The sequence below is a fragment of the Leptospira ainlahdjerensis genome, assembly GCF_016919175.1.
Lineage (GTDB): Bacteria > Spirochaetota > Leptospiria > Leptospirales > Leptospiraceae > Leptospira > Leptospira ainlahdjerensis.
The window spans coordinates 18,655-38,097 of the sequence record NZ_JAFFPU010000068.1; the positions used below are offsets into that span (position 1 = coordinate 18,655).

At 42.9% G+C, this 19,443-nt stretch carries 14 protein-coding genes; 9 read left to right on the forward strand and 5 right to left on the reverse strand.

Annotated features, from left to right (window positions below; translation table 11 throughout):
- The first annotated feature begins 45 nt into the window (after window positions 1-45).
- The 7 genes from JWG45_RS16900 to JWG45_RS16930 all read left to right on the forward strand — a co-directional run bounded on the left by JWG45_RS16900 (window position 46) and on the right by JWG45_RS16930 (window position 7,589).
- Window positions 46-3,078, forward strand: coding sequence for an AAA family ATPase (locus JWG45_RS16900; protein ID WP_205280801.1), 3,033 nt, complete (start codon window positions 46-48; stop codon window positions 3,076-3,078).
- 162 nt (window positions 3,079-3,240) lie between these two features.
- Window positions 3,241-3,726 (forward strand): SsrA-binding protein, encoded by a 486-nt coding sequence (gene smpB / locus JWG45_RS16905; RefSeq protein ID WP_069607876.1) that lies wholly within the window; start codon window positions 3,241-3,243, stop codon window positions 3,724-3,726.
- 21 nt (window positions 3,727-3,747) lie between these two features.
- Window positions 3,748-5,220 carry a ribosome biogenesis GTPase Der gene (gene der, locus JWG45_RS16910; RefSeq protein WP_069607875.1) on the forward strand — a complete coding sequence of 491 codons (1,473 nt, stop codon included), beginning with the start codon at window positions 3,748-3,750 and terminating at the stop codon, window positions 5,218-5,220.
- Window positions 5,217-5,867 (forward strand): glycerol-3-phosphate 1-O-acyltransferase PlsY, encoded by a 651-nt coding sequence (plsY, locus tag JWG45_RS16915; RefSeq protein WP_205280802.1) that lies wholly within the window; start codon window positions 5,217-5,219, stop codon window positions 5,865-5,867. Before der ends, plsY begins: the two co-directional genes overlap by 4 nt.
- Complete coding sequence (locus tag JWG45_RS16920) at window positions 5,842-6,588, forward strand: hypothetical protein (RefSeq protein WP_205280803.1); 747 nt, start codon at window positions 5,842-5,844, stop codon at window positions 6,586-6,588. The genes plsY and JWG45_RS16920 overlap by 26 nt, the downstream gene beginning before the upstream one ends.
- A gap of 89 nt (window positions 6,589-6,677) precedes the next feature.
- Window positions 6,678-6,890 (forward strand): hypothetical protein, encoded by a 213-nt coding sequence (locus JWG45_RS16925; protein WP_069607872.1) that lies wholly within the window; start codon window positions 6,678-6,680, stop codon window positions 6,888-6,890.
- 141 nt (window positions 6,891-7,031) lie between these two features.
- A complete protein-coding gene (locus tag JWG45_RS16930; RefSeq protein ID WP_205280804.1) occupies window positions 7,032-7,589 on the forward strand; it encodes a hypothetical protein in 558 nt (185 codons plus the stop codon).
- Window positions 7,590-8,195: 606 nt separating this feature from the next.
- Here the strand turns inward: JWG45_RS16930 and JWG45_RS16935 are convergent.
- The 5 genes from JWG45_RS16935 to JWG45_RS16955 form a co-directional block, all read right to left on the reverse strand.
- The gene (locus JWG45_RS16935) at window positions 8,196-9,119 is read right to left on the reverse strand and encodes a DUF4349 domain-containing protein (RefSeq protein ID WP_232380737.1); all 924 of its coding nucleotides are present in this window, start codon (window positions 9,117-9,119) and stop codon (window positions 8,196-8,198) included.
- 166 nt (window positions 9,120-9,285) lie between these two features.
- Window positions 9,286-9,930 (reverse strand): pyridoxamine 5'-phosphate oxidase, encoded by a 645-nt coding sequence (pdxH, locus tag JWG45_RS16940; protein WP_205280806.1) that lies wholly within the window; start codon window positions 9,928-9,930, stop codon window positions 9,286-9,288.
- Window positions 9,931-10,088: 158 nt separating this feature from the next.
- Window positions 10,089-15,380, reverse strand: a complete 5,292-nt coding sequence (locus tag JWG45_RS16945) for a trifunctional serine/threonine-protein kinase/ATP-binding protein/SpoIIE family protein phosphatase (RefSeq protein ID WP_205280807.1) — start codon at window positions 15,378-15,380, stop codon at window positions 10,089-10,091.
- 3 nt (window positions 15,381-15,383) lie between these two features.
- On the reverse strand, window positions 15,384-16,049 hold the full coding sequence (locus tag JWG45_RS16950) for a transmembrane-type terpene cyclase (protein WP_205280808.1): 666 nt from the start codon (window positions 16,047-16,049) through the stop codon (window positions 15,384-15,386).
- A 3-nt stretch (window positions 16,050-16,052) separates the two neighbouring features.
- Window positions 16,053-17,171, reverse strand: a complete 1,119-nt coding sequence (locus tag JWG45_RS16955) for an oxygenase MpaB family protein (RefSeq protein ID WP_205280809.1) — start codon at window positions 17,169-17,171, stop codon at window positions 16,053-16,055.
- 96 nt (window positions 17,172-17,267) lie between these two features.
- Between JWG45_RS16955 and JWG45_RS16960 the strand changes: the two genes are divergently transcribed.
- Entirely contained in the window at window positions 17,268-18,677 is a 1,410-nt protein-coding gene (locus JWG45_RS16960; RefSeq protein ID WP_205280810.1) for an OmpP1/FadL family transporter, read from the forward strand.
- Window positions 18,678-18,742: 65 nt separating this feature from the next.
- Window positions 18,743-19,423 (forward strand): molybdate ABC transporter permease subunit, encoded by a 681-nt coding sequence (gene modB, locus JWG45_RS16965; protein WP_205280811.1) that lies wholly within the window; start codon window positions 18,743-18,745, stop codon window positions 19,421-19,423.
- Window positions 19,424-19,443 lie beyond the last annotated feature (20 nt).

Here is a 19,443-nt window from a genome sequence, read left to right on the forward strand (position 1 = left end):
GGGAATTCAGGTTGCCAGAGGATTCTACCTGATAATCTTTGAGTCATGGAAACCGTAAAAATCGCCGGTCTGAATGTTCCCGTTTCTAAGTCGGGAATCAACACAGGAAGTCTTGGATCCGATCTCGTTGAGACCGACTCCACCGTTCGTAATCTATCCAATATTCTCTATCCACTTCTGGAAGGAAAACCCGTCCTCCTCGTGGGAGACGCCGGCGTGGGAAAAAACGCTCTCATCTATTATATCAACTTCATGAGAAAACATCCCACTTCTCGTTTTAGTTTTAACGAGGATACACTTCCGGAAGATCTGATCGGGTCGTATCGAATCCTCATGGACGGTCAAGGTTTTGCTTGGTCGGACGGGCCTTTGACTGCGGCGATTCGTTCGGGGCAGAGTTTTGTGGCCGACGAGATGAATCTTTGTCCTCCGCATATCATCAAACGATTCTCCACCGTTTACGAGTCCGCCTATTTAGAGTTAATCGAAGGAGACGGCTCAAGAATTTCCTGCGGCGACGGTTTTAATTTTATCGGAACCCAGAACCCGTCCGAAGGGTTTGAAGGAAGAAAACCGCTTCCGTTCGACATCACCCGATTCTTCTCCGTAATTTTTATCGATCCTCATACTCCCGATGAAATTCTTTTTATTCTGAAAAAACTTTATCCGGCCTTGAGCGAGTCCCTTCTTCAATCCTGCATTCGTATTTCTTTGGAAACGGAGAATCGTGTGATCACCGGAAAACTCGGAAAAGGCGATCTGGAAAAGTATCACTTCAACATTCGAAATCTCAAAAAACTCTGTAATCGTATTCTCGGTTTAAAGGCCGAAACGAGCGAACTTCAGTTTCGTGAGTTCTGGAATTTTTATGTGGAACCGTTCCGTAAAAAGGAAGACAGAGACCTTCAAGTCGAGCTTTTGTTAAGCGAAACCGGACTCAAGATGACTCCGGAACTTCCGGAACCGAGCTTTCAGGTTCACAAAGGATTCTTATATTGTAACGATAAGGCTTTTCCCGTTGTGGATGAAAACAAAGCGAAGAATCTTTTGAGCAGCGTTCCTCTTCCTCTGAAACTTCGCGAATTTTCCGAAAAGATTTTTACCGCGGTTCAGTTTCAGGAAAACGTTTTGATCGAATATTCGGAAGAACAGGACCCTCAGATTCTTCTTCCGCTCTTCACTGAAATTTCGGGTCTTCCTCTGGAGACCGTAAGTTTGTGTAAGGGAATTCATACTTCGGATATCATCGGAGCTTTAAAACCGATCAGCGGTTCTAAGGTGGATTGGGTGGACGGTCCTCTCACTCGTGGAATCCGAGAAGGCGGAAATATTCTTATTACAAACCTGGAAGCGGCCGGAGCCGAACTAGTAGAAAAATTGAATATGCTCACAGACGACGCGAGATCTCTCACACTTCCTCCCGAAGCGGGAAGAAGCGAACCGATTCAGTTGACCGGAGATTCCCGCATCTTTGCTCTCAAACTTTTTAGAAAGTCAAAATCGACCGCTACGATTTCCCGCGCGTTTCGAAATCGTTTTACGAGCGTCTTGTTTCCGGACCTCGAAGACGAATCCACGTTAACCGAAATTCTTTCCTTTTATCTTCCGGGAAGCAGTTTGATTTCGAAGATGGTGACCTTTCACACAAAGATCCGCGATCTCGCAAAAAAGAGAACCATCGGTTCCGCGAATTTATTGCCGTATCTGTTCGGTCTTTCCAATCTTCTTTTTTGGAAGGACCATATTCTTCGTTACGCGGATGAAAAAACGGGAGAAGCCGGCTTGAAGGAAACCGCGGTGCGAGGCGGTAAGATCGCTTATACAAATCAGATCGCAGATCCGAAGGAAAGACAGGAACTCGAAAAAATCTTAGATTTCCAAATGTCAGGCATCGAAGTAGAGTCGGATTTCTTCAAGGTTCTTGAGGATAAGAAAAAAAAAACTCTAACAACGGCCACCGACATTGAAAAAAAACGTTGGTGGAATCCCGAACTTCATAAAAGAGAAGCGTTAACCGGAAAGGCGAAACTTCTCAACTCGGGCAATCCTCTCAAACGTGGAATCGAAATCGACACTCCGGAAACAGGCGGTCAGATGAAGGAAGGCGCCGACGCTTGGTATGGTCAGGACACTCGAGGCAACAAAGGTCAGGGAGAACCCGCAGGTGGAGGCGGAGCCTGGGGTTATCGCACCGAAGAACTTTATAAACAATTTCTTGCCAAACGTAAGATCCTCTGGGACTACACGATCCAAGTTTCTTTAAAGGAATTCAAAGAAGTATTCGGTCAGAGTTTGGAAGATATCGAACTCAATCTCGATCGTCTCTTTGATCCGGAGATCGACATCACGAGAATGTATCGAAACGAAGGAAATCGGATCGATACTCGGAAATATATTTCATTCTTATCCGGAAGAGGGGACTCGAAAGTTTTCGATCGTACGATCATCGATAAGAACGAAGAAAAACTCAAAGGTGTGGAAGTCGCGTTTCTCGTCTCCAAGTCGAGAAGGATCTTCAACTTTGAATACGCGGTCGCAGTGATTTCGGCGATGCTTTCTTCCGCCTATATTCTCAAGGAACACGAGGTGGATTTTTCGATTCACGCTTACTCGGATCGAAACAATAAGAAGGATCGGATCGATCTCGTTCCGATCAAACGCCTCGACGAAGATTACGACGACGCCAAAGAAGAGGAAATGTTCAATTATCTCAGAACGGACTGGCAAGGAGACTCCGTAGAAGAGTATCAACTTCTCGAAAAAGTAGAATCGTACTTTTCGCCAGAGGCACAGACGAAAATTGTGGTAATGATCTCCGATTTTCGGGGACAAAGGGGCAAAGCAGAAGTTTCCGACGAAATCAATTCTCGGGACAACCGCAAACTCCACGCCGAAATTCTGAAAAACCAGAATCGGAACTACGTCTTTCTGGGAGTCGGTCTCGGAAGACGATACATAGCGGAACATCTGTTTCAGGATTCCATCCAGATCACTTCGGATAATTTTTACAATATGCCCAACCTGATCGGGACCGAACTAGGCAGATTGATTCTCACGCATCATAGCATGAGAAATTAATCCGAAGTCGCGGCGGAGATTAAGCCGGGACGCGTTTTTTGAAACGGAAAATCGCAACGGCTTTTTATCGATTCATTTGATTCGGGAAAGAATCGACAAAGTATTTACGACCCAGGTCGATGAAACAAAGAACCGCCCGCGAAGACGGTTTAACAAAGTAAGATGGCAGACAAAAAAGAAGAATCCGGGCATTCGCCCTTGGTCAACAAAAAGGCCAAGTTCAACTTCGAATTGATTTCATTCATCGAAGCGGGCATCGTTTTGACCGGATCCGAAGTCAAAAGTCTTCGTGAAAAAAAAGGAAATCTTACCGACGCGTTCGCCAAGATCAAAAACGGCGAAATCTTTTTGGAAAACTTTTCCATCACTCCGTATAAAAACGGAGGTTACGCCAATCATCCGGAGATCCGAGCTCGCAAACTTCTTCTGCATAAGAGGGAAATCGAAAAGTTGGATCGTCAGGTAAAAGAGAAGGGTTTGGTTCTCGTCGCCACCAAGGTTTATTTTAAGAATAACCTTCGAGTGAAAGTGGAGATCGCCGTCGCCAAGCCGAAGAAGATACACGATAAACGGGATGACATGCAGAAAAAAGACGCGCAGCAAGAAATCGCACGCGCCTTAAAATCTTCCAATCGTTACGATTCTTAGGCAGTTCAAATTAGGATCTATATGGCTAAAGCCAGAAAAAAAACAACCGAAGAATCGGACGAAATCGTTCCGATCAAAGCTCCCCGAAAAGAACCCGGTGAAATTATTCCCGTAGTATCGATCGTGGGAAGACAGAACGTCGGAAAGTCCACGCTATTCAACGCGCTCTTAAAAAAGAAATTAGCGATCACCGAAGATTATCCCGGTGTGACGCGTGACGTTCTTTCCGCCAGAATCTATCAAGAAGACAAGGACTTGGATTTTTATCTCTGCGATACTCCGGGACTCGATATAGACAATCCGGATACGCTCGCTCAATCCATATTAGAAGCAGCTTATAGACAACTCAAAGCCTCCGATCTCATCATCTTTTTATTGGATAAGAACGAGGTCACGCCGGCGGATCATACTCTTCTCGGTTATCTAAGAAGGGAACCGGAAGTCGCGAGTAAGCCGATCATCTACTGCGTAAACAAAGCGGACAAGGAACTCGACGAGTTCGATCTCGAAGAATTCTATAGAATGGGGCTCGCCGAAGTACTTCCGATCTCAGCGGTGGGAAGAAAGAATCTCGGACTTCTCCTTGAAAAGATTAAATTTTTCTTAAGCGGAAGAAAGCTCGGAAAAGTCTGGATCGAAAAGATGAATCCGGCGAAGAAGAAGGACGCACAACCGCTTCCTCTCGCGGAAGAAGACTACGAATTCCGTCTCGCGATCGTCGGAAAACCGAATTCTGGAAAATCCAGTTTGTTAAACGCGATCTGCGGTTACGAAAGAGCCGTTGTGAGCGCCGTCGCCGGAACCACACGCGACTCGGTCGATACTCTATTAGAATTTGGTGATAGACGTTTGCTTTTGACGGACACGGCCGGGATCCGAAGACACAGTAAATCCGCCGAAGCTCTTGAATTTTATTCGTATCAGAGAACTCTCAAGGCAATAGACGGAAGCGATCTTGTGATCCATCTTTTGGACGCGAAAAAAGGATTCGGGGATTTTGATAAAAAGATCACCTCACTTTTGCAGGAAAAGGGAAAACCGTTTTTGATCGCGGTCAACAAATGGGATTCCATCGAAGACAAGAGCGACAAAACGTTCAAAGAATATAAGGAAAAACTCTTTAGTCGGTTTCCATTGTTAAACGAAGTCCCGATCATCACGATCAGCGCGACCGAAAAACTCCGGGTCAAAAAACTGGTGGATCTCGCCTTTGATCTCGCGACTCGTTCCCAGAGAAAGGTAAGCACTTCCGAGTTGAACAAAAATCTCAAGTCGTGGATGGGACTCGCAGGAAGATCTTTTTCCGCGCACCAACCTCCGAAGATGTTGTATTGCACTCAAGTGTCGACTTCTCCGTTTCATCTCATTCTGTTTGTAAATCACGTGGACTACTTCAAACCGAACCTCGTTTCTTTTTTGAAAAAGAAACTGACAGAAACCTATGAACTCCAAGGAATTCCGGTTCAATTGGAGTTTCGCTCGGATCGAAAATGAATTTTCTTTTATTCTCCATTGTAAGTTTTGCCGCGGGTTCCATTCCTTTTGGATATTGGATCGCGTTTCGATTGGCCGGAGTGGACATTCGTAAATCCGGAAGTAAGAACATTGGCGCGACGAACGTGGGCCGTCTGGTAGGTTGGAGATACGGGTTTCCGGTTTTGGTTTTGGACGTCGCCAAAGGAGCGCTTCCGGTTTATCTTTCCGGTCAATATCTCCCGGAAGCAGGGATTCCGTTTCAACTTCTTTGCGGAGTTTTGGCGGTCCTCGGGCACATGTTTTCTCCATTCTTAAACTTTAAAGGCGGGAAGGGAGTTGCGACCGCGTTAGGCGTTTTTTTGGTTTTGACTCCAATTGCGTGTCTGGGTGCGGTGATCGTCTTTTTAGCGGTTTATAAATTTTTTAAATTTGTTTCTCTGGGATCAATTTTTGCTTCCCTAACGCTTCCACTCGTTTATGCTTTTTCCTCGGTTCTTCTTTTACACGAAGAAGTTTCGTATTGGGTCTTAGGGACCATGATTTTTATCTCTATCGGGATCATACTGACTCATAGAGAGAACATACTTCGGATTTTAAATCAGTCCGAGTTGTTTGCGGTCAAAAACGAGGATCAAAAAAGTGATTCAGAGAGAAATCGACGATAACAAAACTCGAGAAGAAAAAATCGAAATCTTAGATCGGTTTTTGATTTATCATCCCGTCTTTGAAATCGCGGATCTTTACAAATGGCTCTACTACGGAGAATTTGGAGAAGTCGAAAAGCAGGAATTTTATTCGGAACATTCGGAAGTTGTTCCCGAGTTACAATCTATTCTCGACGACTTAAAAGACGAAGAAGGAAAGTTGTATCCGGAAAGGGTTTGGGAGCCGCTTGGTTTTTCTCAGAGATATCTTCTGATCTATCTGACTCCGTATGCAAAACGGGATTATCCTCTCAAAAGACTTGTAAATCTGATACAAAGATCGAGCGCATTTCAAGGTTTTCGAATGCGTTTTAAACTGGATTGGATCATTTTAAAGGACTTGATCACCGAACGTCTTCCGGTCTACACCAAACAAGAGTTTAACGACTTCGAAGATAGAATCCAGTTTCAGCAGTTACCGGACGTGGAATTTTCTTCCACTTATAAGGGAGCTTATCCTTACAAGTTCCGGGTCGTATCGGCAAAGTTATTCTACGAATACTTCCCCGAATTTGTAAGGGAGCCGAAAGGTTTTTCCCTTCTTATGAAAACAAAAGAGGAAGACGAATTGGAAGTGTTACCTCAAAGAAAGAAAGATCCGGAAAAAAAGACGGTGCTGAAAGAAATGGAAACGGATGAAGAGGAAGGAAATCCTGAAAATTTTAATTTTGATGGGTTATAAGAATTCCGGTCTTGAAACAAAATAAGGATTTTCGCTTTACAAAGTTCTAAATTTGTCGTTCCCTTGAAAGAAAAGGACATTCGCAGGTCATGCTCAAAGAAATCAATTTTGCACTTCAAAGTTCACCGGGCGCTCGCCAATTTTCGAAATCCGAATTCACGATTCGGAATATGCCCGATCGTCTTCATCCTCTTTCCGAATTGGAAAGCGTAAATTCCGGAGCGAGAAACATCGCAAAGGTGGGAGTAAACACCGACGATCAAGCGACTCGGAGAGGTTATCTGATCGACCTAAATGCCTGAGCGATTCTAAAAAAGGTAGGAACTCACACTTTAGAGAAGATCCTACAAAGAATCCTTTTGTCAAAGTTCTCAGATAAACGGGATTTAACCGGATCTAAAAAGAATTTCACCTCTCCCCAAAAAAACAATCCTGCATAGAATATGAAGCCGCGTTTTGTTTTCCCGCTGATGACGGTTTCTTGTTTTCTTTTTCTTTGGAAACCCGGTCCTTTACCGGCTCAGAATCCGAACGGATTTGTAGGAACCTGTTATTCTTCGCTGAATCAATGGATCGAATCGATTGGAGGTCCTACTGGTTCTCGTGACGAAAATCTCAAAACAAAGAAGACGACGTTTTCCGATGGGAGTTTTTGGCTGATCGACTCCACACCTTCCAAGAATCGCGACTGGTATCTACTGCAACCAGTAAAAAAGGAAAAGTTCTGTCTTACACTTCAAACTACCGCGTTTCAGATTCGAACGATTGAGAATGGGAAACGACAGAAGGTGATTTCGAAGATCCAAGGTTCCGGCAATTTTCCGATGAGAGAAATTACCTACCTTCGTGATGGCGGAGAAACGGTTTTTCAATCTAAGAATTGTGTGGAGATCCGATCTCGTGAAACGAAGTTCTTTCGAAAGAAGGTTTCTTGTGTTTCATTTTTGGAATCGAGAGGATCCCGGGTTTTTGCGGTGTCGGAATTCCGAGAAAGGTTTTGAGAGAGAATTGTGTATGCAAAAAGTAGAAGGTTCTGATAGAGAAAAATCTCCGAGTGTTCCTCGCCACCTCCATCCAATCAGAATAACCTTGCCGACAAGTTGAGAGGGATACAACGAGAATCGTCCTGAGATTAGGATTTTGTAGGAGTTCCTACATGAGAATTTTTTCTTGCAAGATTAGAATTTTGTGATAAAGGAAAGTCGCTCGCGGATTTTTTCCCACCACCCAAGATCAGGGTGGGGCGCGTGAGTTTTACGGAAAAGTTTGTCGGAGTTCCGACGGAATTGTGAGATCGAGATTTTTCTTGCGAAAAGTTTGATTTTCTGATAGAGAGAAATTTGCGGAGTTTTTCCCGCCACCCACCCCTCCACCCAAGATCAGGGTGGGGCGCGCGACTTTCCCGGAAAGGTCTGTCGGTGTTCCGACGGAATTGTGAGATCGAGATTATTCTTGCGAAAAGTTTGATTTTCTGATAGAGAAGAAATTCGCGGATTTTTTTCCACCACCCACCCCTCCACCCAAGATCAGGGTGGGGCGCGTGAGTTTTACGGAAAAGTCGTAACTACGACAAAAGCTTCCGACTTCAAAGTCTTCTCTGAAAATTCTTACTTGCCGAGCTTCTTTCTCAAATTCTGAAACACAACACTTCCGTAATAAACGAAAACGGATGCGATTGCCGCAAAGGGAAGAATCCACAACAAATAGTAGCTCAGTTGTAAAAACGCGTTCAGAAGTCCGACGAGTGCGTTTCTGTATTCCGGGATCTGGATTGCATCCGGAGGAGTGGGGGTTCCGAAACTTACGGTGACTGTAGCCCAACTGACTCGGTCCTTGATTTTCCAAGTTTCTTGTTCCGCGAGGTCGAGTTGGTCTTCGCTTCTTTCGATCGATTCTTCGACCACCTCCCAGTTTCTGGAACCGGCGCCGATCTGTTGATTTGCAACATTCCTTCTGGAAAGACGAATTTTTTCCCGATTGGTCTTTCGTTTTTGCCAGACCATTCCTTCCGTATGATCGATCGTCGAGATCTCTTCGGAAATCAAAACCCCGAGCTTGTCTAGATCCAAAAGCGCCTCGTATAACTTCGCGGAACGGACGTGAATTTTCACGCTCATATAAGGAGTCGTGGAATTGACAGCGGAACTACTTTCCAAATAGCCGTATTTGGCGATATATTCTAAGAGTTCTTTTCTCGTCTTAACAAGATCGTTGCATTGATAAGAAAGTAGAATGTTGTATTCCAGCAGTCTTTCCGTCGTCATCGCAACGGGAGTAAAAACTTTACCGAGTTGGTTTTCCGCTTTGTCAAAGGAATCCTGGAAGCCGCTTCCGTCCTTGTCGTTCGAGACCTTTTTGGCCTCTTCCGAAGGAGGCATCGGAGCTCCGAGTTGATTGGAATCATCGGCGCCTCTGCTTCTTGTCGCTGTTTTTTCGGCGTCCGCAAGTTCTGCGTTGGAATTTTTTTCTTTGCTACACGCAACGAACGCGACAAGACAAAGTGCAAGTAAGAATAAAATCGATTGTTTCAAGGTGATTCTCCGGATCCAAATTGCTTTCCAATACTTTAACATACGGAAGGACCGAAATTCTCTTAGAAAAGGTTCCGATTACAACTCTAAAAATAAATTATAAATTCGAGTTTTCGAATTCCGATGGAAAAGAAGGTAAAAACAAAAAAAGAATCAAAGACCGATATTAAGGAGCTACTCTAAACTTCTTCCAAGAAGAATCTGAATTTTTCTCAAACACGATTCGATCGTGAAGCCGGCTCGATCTTCCTTGCCAAAATTCGATCCTTTCCGGTTCAACGGCATAACCTCCCCAATGCACCGGGAGTTCCACTTCCTTTCCTTCGAACTGTTCTGAGAATTTTTGAAACCTCTCCTCTAAGAATTTCCGATCGGGGATGACCTGACTCTGAGGGGAAGAATGAGCGCCGATCTGAGATTCTCTCGGTCTGGAATGAAAGTATTCTCTGGATTCGTCTCTGGAAACTTTTTTCACACTTCCTTCGATTCGAACCTGACGTTCCAGTTCGGACCAAAAGAACACAAGACATGCTTTCGGATTCTCCTCCAATTCTTTTCCCTTTCTACTTTCATAATTCGTAAAGAATAGAAAAGAATCCTCGCTGATTCCTTTTAGAAGAACCGTTCTTGCATCCGGCTTTCCATCCTTAGAAGCCGTTGCCAACGTCATCGCGTTGACTTCGAAAACTTCGGATAAAACCGCTTCCTGAAACCATTTCTGAAAAAATAGAATCGGATCCTCTCCGGTGTCCGAGATGTCCAAAGAGGAAAGGGTATAACTTTTACGAATGTCTGCGATTTTGGAAGTCATTTCATTTCAGAAAACTTGGATCGTCCGAAAGTAAAAGTAAAAATTAGAATTCGTTTTTCGTTTTAAAAAAAATCTTTACTGTTCGTTAAGGAACGTTTCTTTTCCAGGAAAAAACGATTCTTAATAAAATTGAAGATGGAAGAAAGAAATCTGAAGAATCAGAGGACTTCGACGATGATCAGGGTGAGATCGTCCTGAATCGCGGATCCTTGTAGAAACTCGTTGAGATCTTTTTGAATTCTTGAAAGTTGTTTTTCCGGAGTGGAAAGATCGGAGGAGCGGATCGATTCAAAAAAACGGATCTCCCCGTATTCATTCTTACCACCGTTGAATTGTTCGTAGACGCCGTCCGTAAAAAGAAAAATTCGATCACCGGTTCTCAGCTTCAGTTTTTCGGAATAATACTCGTAATCCTTTTTTAGTCCCAGGATCGCTCCGGTCTTGTGCATCCATTCCGCCTTTCCCTCTCTAAGAAGAATTTGAGCCGGATGACCTGCTGAAGAATATTCTAGCGTGTGAGATTTTATGTTGATATCGGCGACGATACACGTTAGATACAATGTCTTGAATTTTTCGAGAATTACAAAATTCAATTCCTTCAAAAGAGCGGCGGGAGATTTATGAATCTTTTTGAGATGTTCATACTCGCTTTTGATCGCCATCGTAATCAGCGCTGCTTGTACGCCGTGTCCCGTAGCGTCCGCGACGAAAAAACGATACACTCCGGGTTTGAACTCGAAAAGATCGTAAAAGTCCCCGCCGACCTCGTCCATAGGTTGATACGAAACTGAATATAAAATTCCGGCAAGGACCGGATGTTCCGGAAGAATACTCCTCTGGATCTTTTTAGAATAAAGGAGATCCTTTCGAATGATTTTTAAAGACTGCATCAACTCTTGGGTTCTGGATTCCACTTTTTTTTCCAACTCCGAATTCAGTCGGGTGATGTCCTCGTATAGTTTAGCATTTTCTAATGAAATCGCTGCTTGTGAGGAAAGGATTTCGAGAATCTCTAATCTGTGTTCGTCGAAAACTCCGTAGGTCAACCGATTCTCCAGATAAAGGACGCTCAAAATTCTACCTTGTTTTGTGATCGGTAAGCAGAGAAGGGACTTCGGTTGATGGGTGGCGATGTAAGAATTCAGGGAATACAAGGATTCTTTCGAAACGTTTCCAAGAAGGGTTCTTTGACCGGATCGATAACAATAGTAAACGAGTTCGATCGGCAGAAGTTCACCCGCCGCTTCTAAAAGTAAGGGTTCCGGTAAGACGTTTTCCGACTCTTCAATGTCTTGTCCCGTTTCTACGTAGAGTCCGTTTTGTCTGGGAAGAATCAAAAAACCTCTCGTGGCTCCGGCATTTTCCATGATGGTTCGCATCATCTTCTTAAGCAGTTCGTCTTGTTCGATGATTCCGGATATCGATTGGGAAGATTTGAGAACACTTCTCAGATCGAGATTGTCCGCCGATTTTAGAATCGTATCGAGTAAGGCTTCCTCTCTCGTATGAAGTAAAAATCCAGTATCGTCTTGGATAGAATCCCTGCTCGCCTGAATAAGATCCGCCTTTTTTAAAGCTCCCCAGGAACGATATTGTTTTTGAGCGAGTTTTAAGAGATAGTTCCCGTATTGGTTTTTTCCTCTGGAAATCTCCCAAGAGCCGGCGAGTTCATTGACGATCGCTTTTTTCAGATTGTTATCTGTCTTTGAAAGGGAAGAGAGGGCTGATTCAAAATAGAACTCCGCAGTTTTAAAGTCCTTACTAACATTTGAATATTCTGCTTTTAGGATGTAATAACGGGTCGTGAAGTTTGACGGGTAGACCTTGGACCAGGTTTTAAAAAGGGAGATCGAACCGCTGATAAAAAGACGATCCCAAAAGGAAGTCTTTCTTCCGTTTTCCTCGGCGCGAATCAGATGTAAGGAACGATAGAACCTATACTCCGAATAGATAAATAAGGTTCTGGATCTTTCCAGATCCTCCTTAAATCTTGCAAACGTGTTCAGACCTTCTTCCCATTTTCCGTGAAGAAAGGTTTCCTTACCCCTTAGAACCGCATACCAGGCGAACGCGGTTCCATTTCCACTCGGTATCAGAATTTTATTTTCGAAAGTTTCCAAAGAAATTTCCTGATCTTTGTAGAAGACGTTCGGTTTTTCGGTTCCTTCCAAACTTCGAATAAAATAATCCGAACTGGCGAGTACCGAATACGTTATTTCATAGTTTAGATTTTCACCACGTTTTGCGTCCTTGATCAGAATCTCGCGGTAACTATCCGCATTTTCAGAATGATACAATTGATAGATCGAATGTGATATCAGAGAAAAAGCCGCCCAAAGATAATCTCCGTATTGAATGTTTTTTTGATACGCTTCTTCGGCTAAAAGGACAAGTTTCGAAAAAGGATTTTGGAAATAATCCAAGAGCATATTTTTTCCGAGTAAAAACCGTCCCCGCAGACGATCCGTATTAAAAAGGGTAAGAATTTTTTCTCCGAGTTTCCAATAGCGAAGCGAGGTTTTGAAGTTGCCCGTAACAGCAAAAACGAGAGAGCCGAATCCAGCGTAACCGAAAAAACTCACTGGAGAATTTCCCTCCTTGAGAGTAATGTTCATGAGTTTTAAGAATAAAAAAACGAAAAGTTTACTATCGAAATGTTTTCCATAGTTCAACATGTTTGTAAGAATGTTGATCACTTCAATCTTATACGGATCTTGATTCTTTTTAGCATTTTCTAATGTTTCCGGGCTTCTTCCTCTTTGATAATAGACCATCTTGAGAAATTCAAAAAGAAGAACGAACACCCCCGGTTTCTCCGGGAAGTCTTCCCCCATAGACTGTAGGGTTTTGATTCCTACCTTGTATGCTCCTTCGAGGTCGTTCTTTGCGTTCATTACCTCCAGTTGCATTAGACGCACGTCTGCGATGTCAATACGATCGTTTAGGTTATCGAGTAAAACCTGGATTGCGTTTTCGGCTTCCGTTGTTTTGGAAAGAAAGTAGGCGGATTCTGCGAGGGATTTATAAATTTGAACGGTTTGAATCTTTTTCTCTTTCCAGGATTCTTTCGTGATTCTTTTCTTGAGAAGGGTAAAAAGCGAATAAGCGGTGTTAAACGCCGCTGAAAGTTTCGCAGCGTTTCCAGCGAGAAGAATATAATGTATAAAAAGATCGATTTCTTCTTTCGAGTTAAGAATTTTCTGTGATCGGATTAGGTGATTCGCTATCTGAGGGATCCTTTCCTGTTTGGGAAAATTTCGATCCGTTTGAATCAGGATCAAAGCCAAATTTTTGTGAATCTCCGCGCGATCTTCATCAGCGATCGATTCGCTGATGACCTGATTGATCTTATCGTGAGAAAAGCGAAACGTGATTCCTTCAAAAATGGAATCCTGCTTCCTTTCCTCTTCGGTTCCATTTTTAAGAATTTGCAGAATCGGATAAAGACTAACTTGTGATTCCTGAAAGATGATGATTCCTTTTTTGATACAATTTCGTATTCCTGTTTCTATAATTTCTGGTGAATCCTGAAAATAACGAGATAGGGTTCCAAGATCAAAAAGACCTCCTATACAGGCCGCGACTTTCAGAAATTTTCGAGTCTCCTCGGGGAGTCTTTTAATTTCTTCGGTAAGTAGATCCAAGACGTTTTCGGTGACGGTTTTTTTAACGATTCCATCCCAGTCCAAACTCCAGATTCCGGACGCTTCCTGATATCGTATAAAGGATTCGGAATAAAGAGTGTTAAAGAATTGATTGAGAAAGAAAGGATTGCCGTTTGTTTTTTGGTAGAGAATGTCAGCGAGTTTTTCCGAGTCCTCGGGCATTAATACCAAACTGTCGGAAACAAAATTATGGATCATCTTTCGATCGAGCGGTTTTAAGGAAATTTCCTGTAATAAAATTTCTGAACTCAATAATCTATTTCTAAACTGATTTAAAAATTCTGAATTTTCATCTTCGCTTCTACATATAAAAACGAAAAGTATTCCTTCCCAGTCGGTTTGTTTTGAAATAAATTCTATCAGAGTTATCGAGGCGGGGTCGGCCCATTGAATGTCATCTAACACAAGCAAGGCGGGACTTTTTCTATTGAAACAAATCGAAAGAAAACGGAGAATTACGATAAACAAAAACTGATCGTCCTTTTGACTCGGACTTTCCAAGGAGGTCTCGGAAATGCCGATCAGACTTCGGATTTCCGGGATCAGTTGGACCAGAAGCTGAATGTTTTCACCGAGAGTCTCTCTCAATCCTCTTCTCAAACTCTGAATTTCATATTCGGATTGACTCAAAAGATGATTGGAAAGTTCCACAAGGATTTGCCTGAGAGCATAGTAGGGGATTTCCTTCTTGTCAGCGTCGAACTTTCCTTTAAAAATTTTCAGTGCATTAAAATCCGTCGAAAACACGGAGTCCATCATAAGAGAGGTTTTGCCCGTGCCGGATTTTCCTTTGATCAGAATGGAGGCTCTTACACCCGCATAGATCGAAGCGATCGAATCCTCGATGATTTTTTTTTCCTTATCTCTTCCGTATAATTTTTCGGAGATTCGAAACTTGTCTTTCCTTTCGGCGGAGGCCGGGATAAATTCTAAAATACTTTGGCTCGAACGGATCGAGTCGTATAAAATTTTCAAATCATTGCAAAGTGTTTCTAGGGCGAAATACCTTTCTTCCGGCATCTTCGAAAGAAGTTTCATTACCAGGTTTGAAATCTGGATCGGGATTTCGGATTTTTTTGTGTGTAAGGGAACCGGAGCTCTCGCGATATGGGAATGGATGATTTCAAGCGGATCGTTGGATTCGAACGGAGGTTTACCGGTAAGAATCTGATAAAAAAGAGCACCTAAGGAATAACCGTCGGAGCGGAAATCTACGGTTCGATTGATTCGTCCGGTTCTTTCCGGAGAACAATAAGCGAGTAACGTAGGCGAAATTTGGAGTGGTGCGAGGTTTCCTTTTTCTCCGATGAGGAGTGAGGAGGAACCGAGCCACGCAAGCTTCGACTTTCTTGAATTGGAATCGTAAAAGAAAGAATCCGGACTGATCTGGTTATGAAGGATTCCTTTGGAATGAAGGGTGATTAAATTTTCAGTGATCGAAATCGCGATCTGCAAAAACTCCTGAACCGGAAGCGAGCCCGTTTTTTTTAAATGATCTCCTAATAGTGAAGATTCGATGTTTTCGTAGACGAGACAATACTTGTCTTGGATTCTTAAAATCCTCTGCGGCGTCAGGATTTGATCGTCGTCTACTAACTTTCCGATTTCATATTCGTTTAGAAAATAGAAAGAATCCTCTTCTTTTATTTTCTCTCTTTGTATCCGTAGAATTTTGGTTTCGGATTCTTCTTCCAAGACTCCTCTACAAACGGTGGAAACATGGTCTTCCAGTAATACCTCCCTGATTCGGATGGAAGAAAACTTTGTTTCCGTTCGAAAGGACATCTTTTAAATTCTGCGTTTTGAAAATATATAAACGTAATATGCATCCGCGATAAAAACCAAAATTCCAAGGCATAATACGAAGTATTCATTCGGAAAGTATAAGAATAAGAATACGGTAAAGAATACGGTTCCTAAAAACTTGCACCAGGCGATCGGATATGAGAATAATTTAGAATCGTCCATGCTCAAAAATAAAACCGGATAAATCGCCGAAATAAAAAGATTGAGGATGTATGCGGAATTCGATCCGGTAAAAAGATCGTACCGATTTATGTAATAAGTATAGATCAGGGCGCCCCAGGAAATCAATAAGACAAACAGTAAAACTCTATATTCTAAAATACTTATGGGTATTCTGAATTGTTTTTGTCCGAATCGTATCACGTTGATGAAGATGAAGATGTCCAGAATAAACGCGATTTTATAACCCCAGTTTAGAACGATCCCCATGTCTTCTTGGATTACGAAACCCCAGAGGAATTCCCAAACGATATTTCCACAGGCTATAAATACCGGCATTTCAATAAATTGTTTCCGATTGGAATCGGCTATCAGCGCGTAATAAACGTAGGCCCAAAAAATCACTCCTACAAATAGGAAGAAATTTTCAAGCGGAGAGAATTTTCCGAGATAATACGGGTCCGTCAGTATTTTTTGCCAGAATTCCATCGTTTATACTCCCCAGTTTCCCTTCAGAGAAGGCGGAATTTGAAATTTCGCTTTTTTACCTTTATAGTAAAAATGATCCATCCCTAAGATAAGTTTGGATGAAAAATGAGAAACAAGTTTTTGAAAATGATCGTTTTTACCAAGGGTTTTATCAAAGTCTATCATGATTTTCTCAAGTAATTCTCCGATCATTTCTTTCTCTTCCCAGGGAATTCCCAAGATGATACAGTTTTCCTTCCCTAAATAACGTTGAAGAAAATAAACGGGAACTCCGTCCAATAAATTTCCAGGCAACATGTATTCCATAAAATCCAAAAGAGATTTCGTAAGAATTTTTCCGGCCTGCGAAGGTCTTCTTTGTTCTTGGAAGATCGAAAGTCCCAGAGAATAAGCATCCTCGTATTTTTCGGGAGATAGTTCGGGGAGAACTCCGAGGATATGTCCCACAACTCTCCAGTGATGTATGAATGCGTTTTTTTCATCCGTTGAAAGAACGATACCGGAAAAGGATAGGCCGTCCAAGATCAAACTCGAAAAAGATTGAAGGGTTCCAGCCATATCTTCTTGGTTGATGGGCTCTCCCCATTCCGAATTCCATTGACCCGACTCTTTTATAAAATGCCGGATGGACGCGTGCATGAGTCTTACCTTCTGTGCCACTCGAATTCCGTCTCCTTGTGGAGAAAGACCTCCTTCTTGTAAGACGGAAACTACGAACTGAGTCGTTTCCATAAGTCTTCGATAGACCTTGTCCGTGGATCCATTCTGTTCGACCAACCTTCCGGTTTGAACGAGGACTTCCGCTCCGTTTCCACAAGTGTAACTCATCGGCAAGGACTTACAACAAAGGATCATTAAAATCTGAGGACCGAAAGTGGTAAAAATCTTTTCAGCGATTACGATCTGTTTTGGATCGGCCCACTCTGGTAATACGCTCGTCTTTTCTAAGTAGTCCTTAAAATAGTTTGGAAGTTCGGATGGGATTGGTGCTAAGTTCTTTGTGAGTGTATTGAAAAGTGCTAAACTTTTAAGTTTCTCTTGATCGCCGGATTGAAAATAATCTTTCAAGGTCTGATCCGCGTAAGGATCGGTAATGGTTCTGTATTTCGTAAAATTTTGCATGAACTTTCCTTATTCGAGTCACAAAGTTTCCATATCCTGGATACGGTGAAAAGAAAAATAACTTTCCAAAATTCTAAAATTAAAAAGAGTTTGCCAATGCAAAATGCGAATATCAATTTTCTAAAACATTCTAAAATAATTCTTTTTGTATGTATCGTTTTTCTGATGAGTTTTTCTTCCCTGCTCGGGGTCGGCCTTTTTCAACCTTCGCATAATACGCGCTACGCGGGAATGGCAGGAGTCAATCTCGCGATCGGCGGCTCTTCTATGGATATTGCGACCAATCCGGCTAATCTTACAGTCAATCCAAAGGGCGGATTAGAATTCGGCATCGGGCTTCCTTATATTCGCTCCACTTACAAGGATCGCCTCTCCGACACAAACGCCGACTACGCTTATACAAATTCTCAAAATTATAATATACTTGCACCGTTGCCTTATTTCGGCCTTAACGTTCCTATCACAAATCGATTGAATTACGGAATCGGAGTCTATATCCCCGGCGGTGGAAACGGTCAAGTCGACGGGATTCTCCGGGTGACGCCTAACGGACAATCTTTTCGCGATTGGTCCGGAATCGATATTCCAGGTCCGATCGGAGACAGTAGAAAGATCAAGGAAGATCTTTTGACTACCTTTTACGTTGTAAAGATGACTAACGCGCTTGCGTATAAGTTCGGGAATCTTTCGGTCGGTCTTGGTATCGAAGCGATTTATTCGAGACAGATCGCCTATCAAAGATTTTACGATATCACTCATACGTTGGAGGTTCCGGGACAAGGTTTCGATTATCGAAGCAGAAACGCGTATTCTATGGGCGCTATATTCGGTTTCAATTATACGTTTACAGATTGGTTCAAAGCCGGATATTCCTATCAAACTAGAAATATTCTTCCTCTGGACGGCGGAATGCAGGTTGGAATCGGGGACGTAAACAATTACAGAAGAACCGGGGTTTCCGCGACCTTTAATCTACCGGAGAAACACGGCGTCGGTTTTTCTTTTGGGAATGAGAATTTTTGTTTAGGCATAGATTTTCTCTACTACAATTACAATTCATATAATCAAAGTTTTAAACAGACATTGGAAGATCCTTGGTTTCCGACTGCGTTCGGAAAAACGAATACGGTCTCGCAAAATATTGCGTATCACGATGCGTGGGCGGGGGCTGTCGGTTTCGAATATAAGTCCGACTCTTTTGCATATCGAACGGGGTATCGTTACAATACGGGTGTCGTTCGTTCGGAAGGGATGAGCGCTTTACAGGCGGGGATCATGGTTCAACAATTGGCTACTCTCGGTCTCAGTTTTCTTTCCGGAAGCTGGAGTTTTGATCTCGCTCTCAACTATCTTTTTTCAAAAAAGATAGTCGCGTCACAAGGAAACGACTGGGCCGTGTTGCATTCCGTATTCGGTCCGAACGACATTCGAGTTCTTAATTATTCTCAGTCCTTACAATCGGATGTGCCTGCGATTCTGTTCGGAGTTTCCTACCGATTTCAGTGAGATCTTTCGGATGGAATCCTTTCTCTTCTTGACCTCATAAGTGTTACGAGTTTATCTATCCGTCAATGACTTTGCTGGATTGGGAAAACATTCGACATCCGGTTTTATTGACCTTGAGCGTAAGCGCTCTCTCAACTTCGTTCGCCACCATCTTAGGAGTGTTAGGCGCCTATCTATTGTGCAAGAGTAGATTTATTGGAAAGGAGTTGTTGGATTCGATTCTTACGCTACCGCTGGTTCTGCCGCCGACCGTACTTGGTTATTATCTTTTGGTTCTTTTTGGAAAAAAAGGATTCGTAGGATCCTTCTTAACGGATTATTTTCATTTTAGCGTTTTGTTTCATTGGTCTGGCGCGGTGATCGCTTCGGTTTTGGTTTCCTTTCCGCTCGTCTACCGGTCTGCAAGAGCGGCTTTTGAGGAAGTGGATCCTGATCTGGAGGATACGGCGAAAACTTTAGGAAAGGGGAATTTCGCAGTCTTTTGGGAAATTCTTCTTCCACTTTCTTGGAGAGGAATCCTTGCCGGGGCAATGCTTGCTTACGCAAGAGGGATGGGAGAATTCGGAGCGACGCTCATGATCGCAGGGAATATTCCCGAAAGGACTCAAACGCTTTCTCTTGCAATTTACGAGGCTGTCCAATCCGGGAATGAAGCCGTAGCGTTTTATCTTGTAGTTTTGACTTCGATTCTTTCCGTCGTTATTCTCACGACGTCTACAAAACTCTTAAAAAAACCTCACTGGTAAGATTCATAAAAAATGAATAT

Bases quoted from the DNA above. Each gene is read 5' to 3' on its own strand.
- JWG45_RS16950 (WP_205280808.1), bottom strand. From the start codon at position 16,049: ATGGAATTCTGGCAAAAAATACTGACGGACCCGTATTATCTCGGAAAA.
- smpB (WP_069607876.1), top strand. From the start codon at position 3,241: ATGGCAGACAAAAAAGAAGAATCCGGGCATTCGCCCTTGGTCAACAAA.
- JWG45_RS16900 (WP_205280801.1), top strand. From the start codon at position 46: ATGGAAACCGTAAAAATCGCCGGTCTGAATGTTCCCGTTTCTAAGTCG.
- JWG45_RS16960 (WP_205280810.1), top strand. From the start codon at position 17,268: ATGCAAAATGCGAATATCAATTTTCTAAAACATTCTAAAATAATTCTT.
- JWG45_RS16930 (WP_205280804.1), top strand. From the start codon at position 7,032: ATGAAGCCGCGTTTTGTTTTCCCGCTGATGACGGTTTCTTGTTTTCTT.
- modB (WP_205280811.1), top strand. From the start codon at position 18,743: ATGACTTTGCTGGATTGGGAAAACATTCGACATCCGGTTTTATTGACC.
- pdxH (WP_205280806.1), bottom strand. From the start codon at position 9,930: ATGACTTCCAAAATCGCAGACATTCGTAAAAGTTATACCCTTTCCTCT.
- der (WP_069607875.1), top strand. From the start codon at position 3,748: ATGGCTAAAGCCAGAAAAAAAACAACCGAAGAATCGGACGAAATCGTT.
- plsY (WP_205280802.1), top strand. From the start codon at position 5,217: ATGAATTTTCTTTTATTCTCCATTGTAAGTTTTGCCGCGGGTTCCATT.
- JWG45_RS16945 (WP_205280807.1), bottom strand. From the start codon at position 15,380: ATGTCCTTTCGAACGGAAACAAAGTTTTCTTCCATCCGAATCAGGGAG.
- JWG45_RS16925 (WP_069607872.1), top strand. From the start codon at position 6,678: ATGCTCAAAGAAATCAATTTTGCACTTCAAAGTTCACCGGGCGCTCGC.
- JWG45_RS16955 (WP_205280809.1), bottom strand. From the start codon at position 17,171: ATGCAAAATTTTACGAAATACAGAACCATTACCGATCCTTACGCGGAT.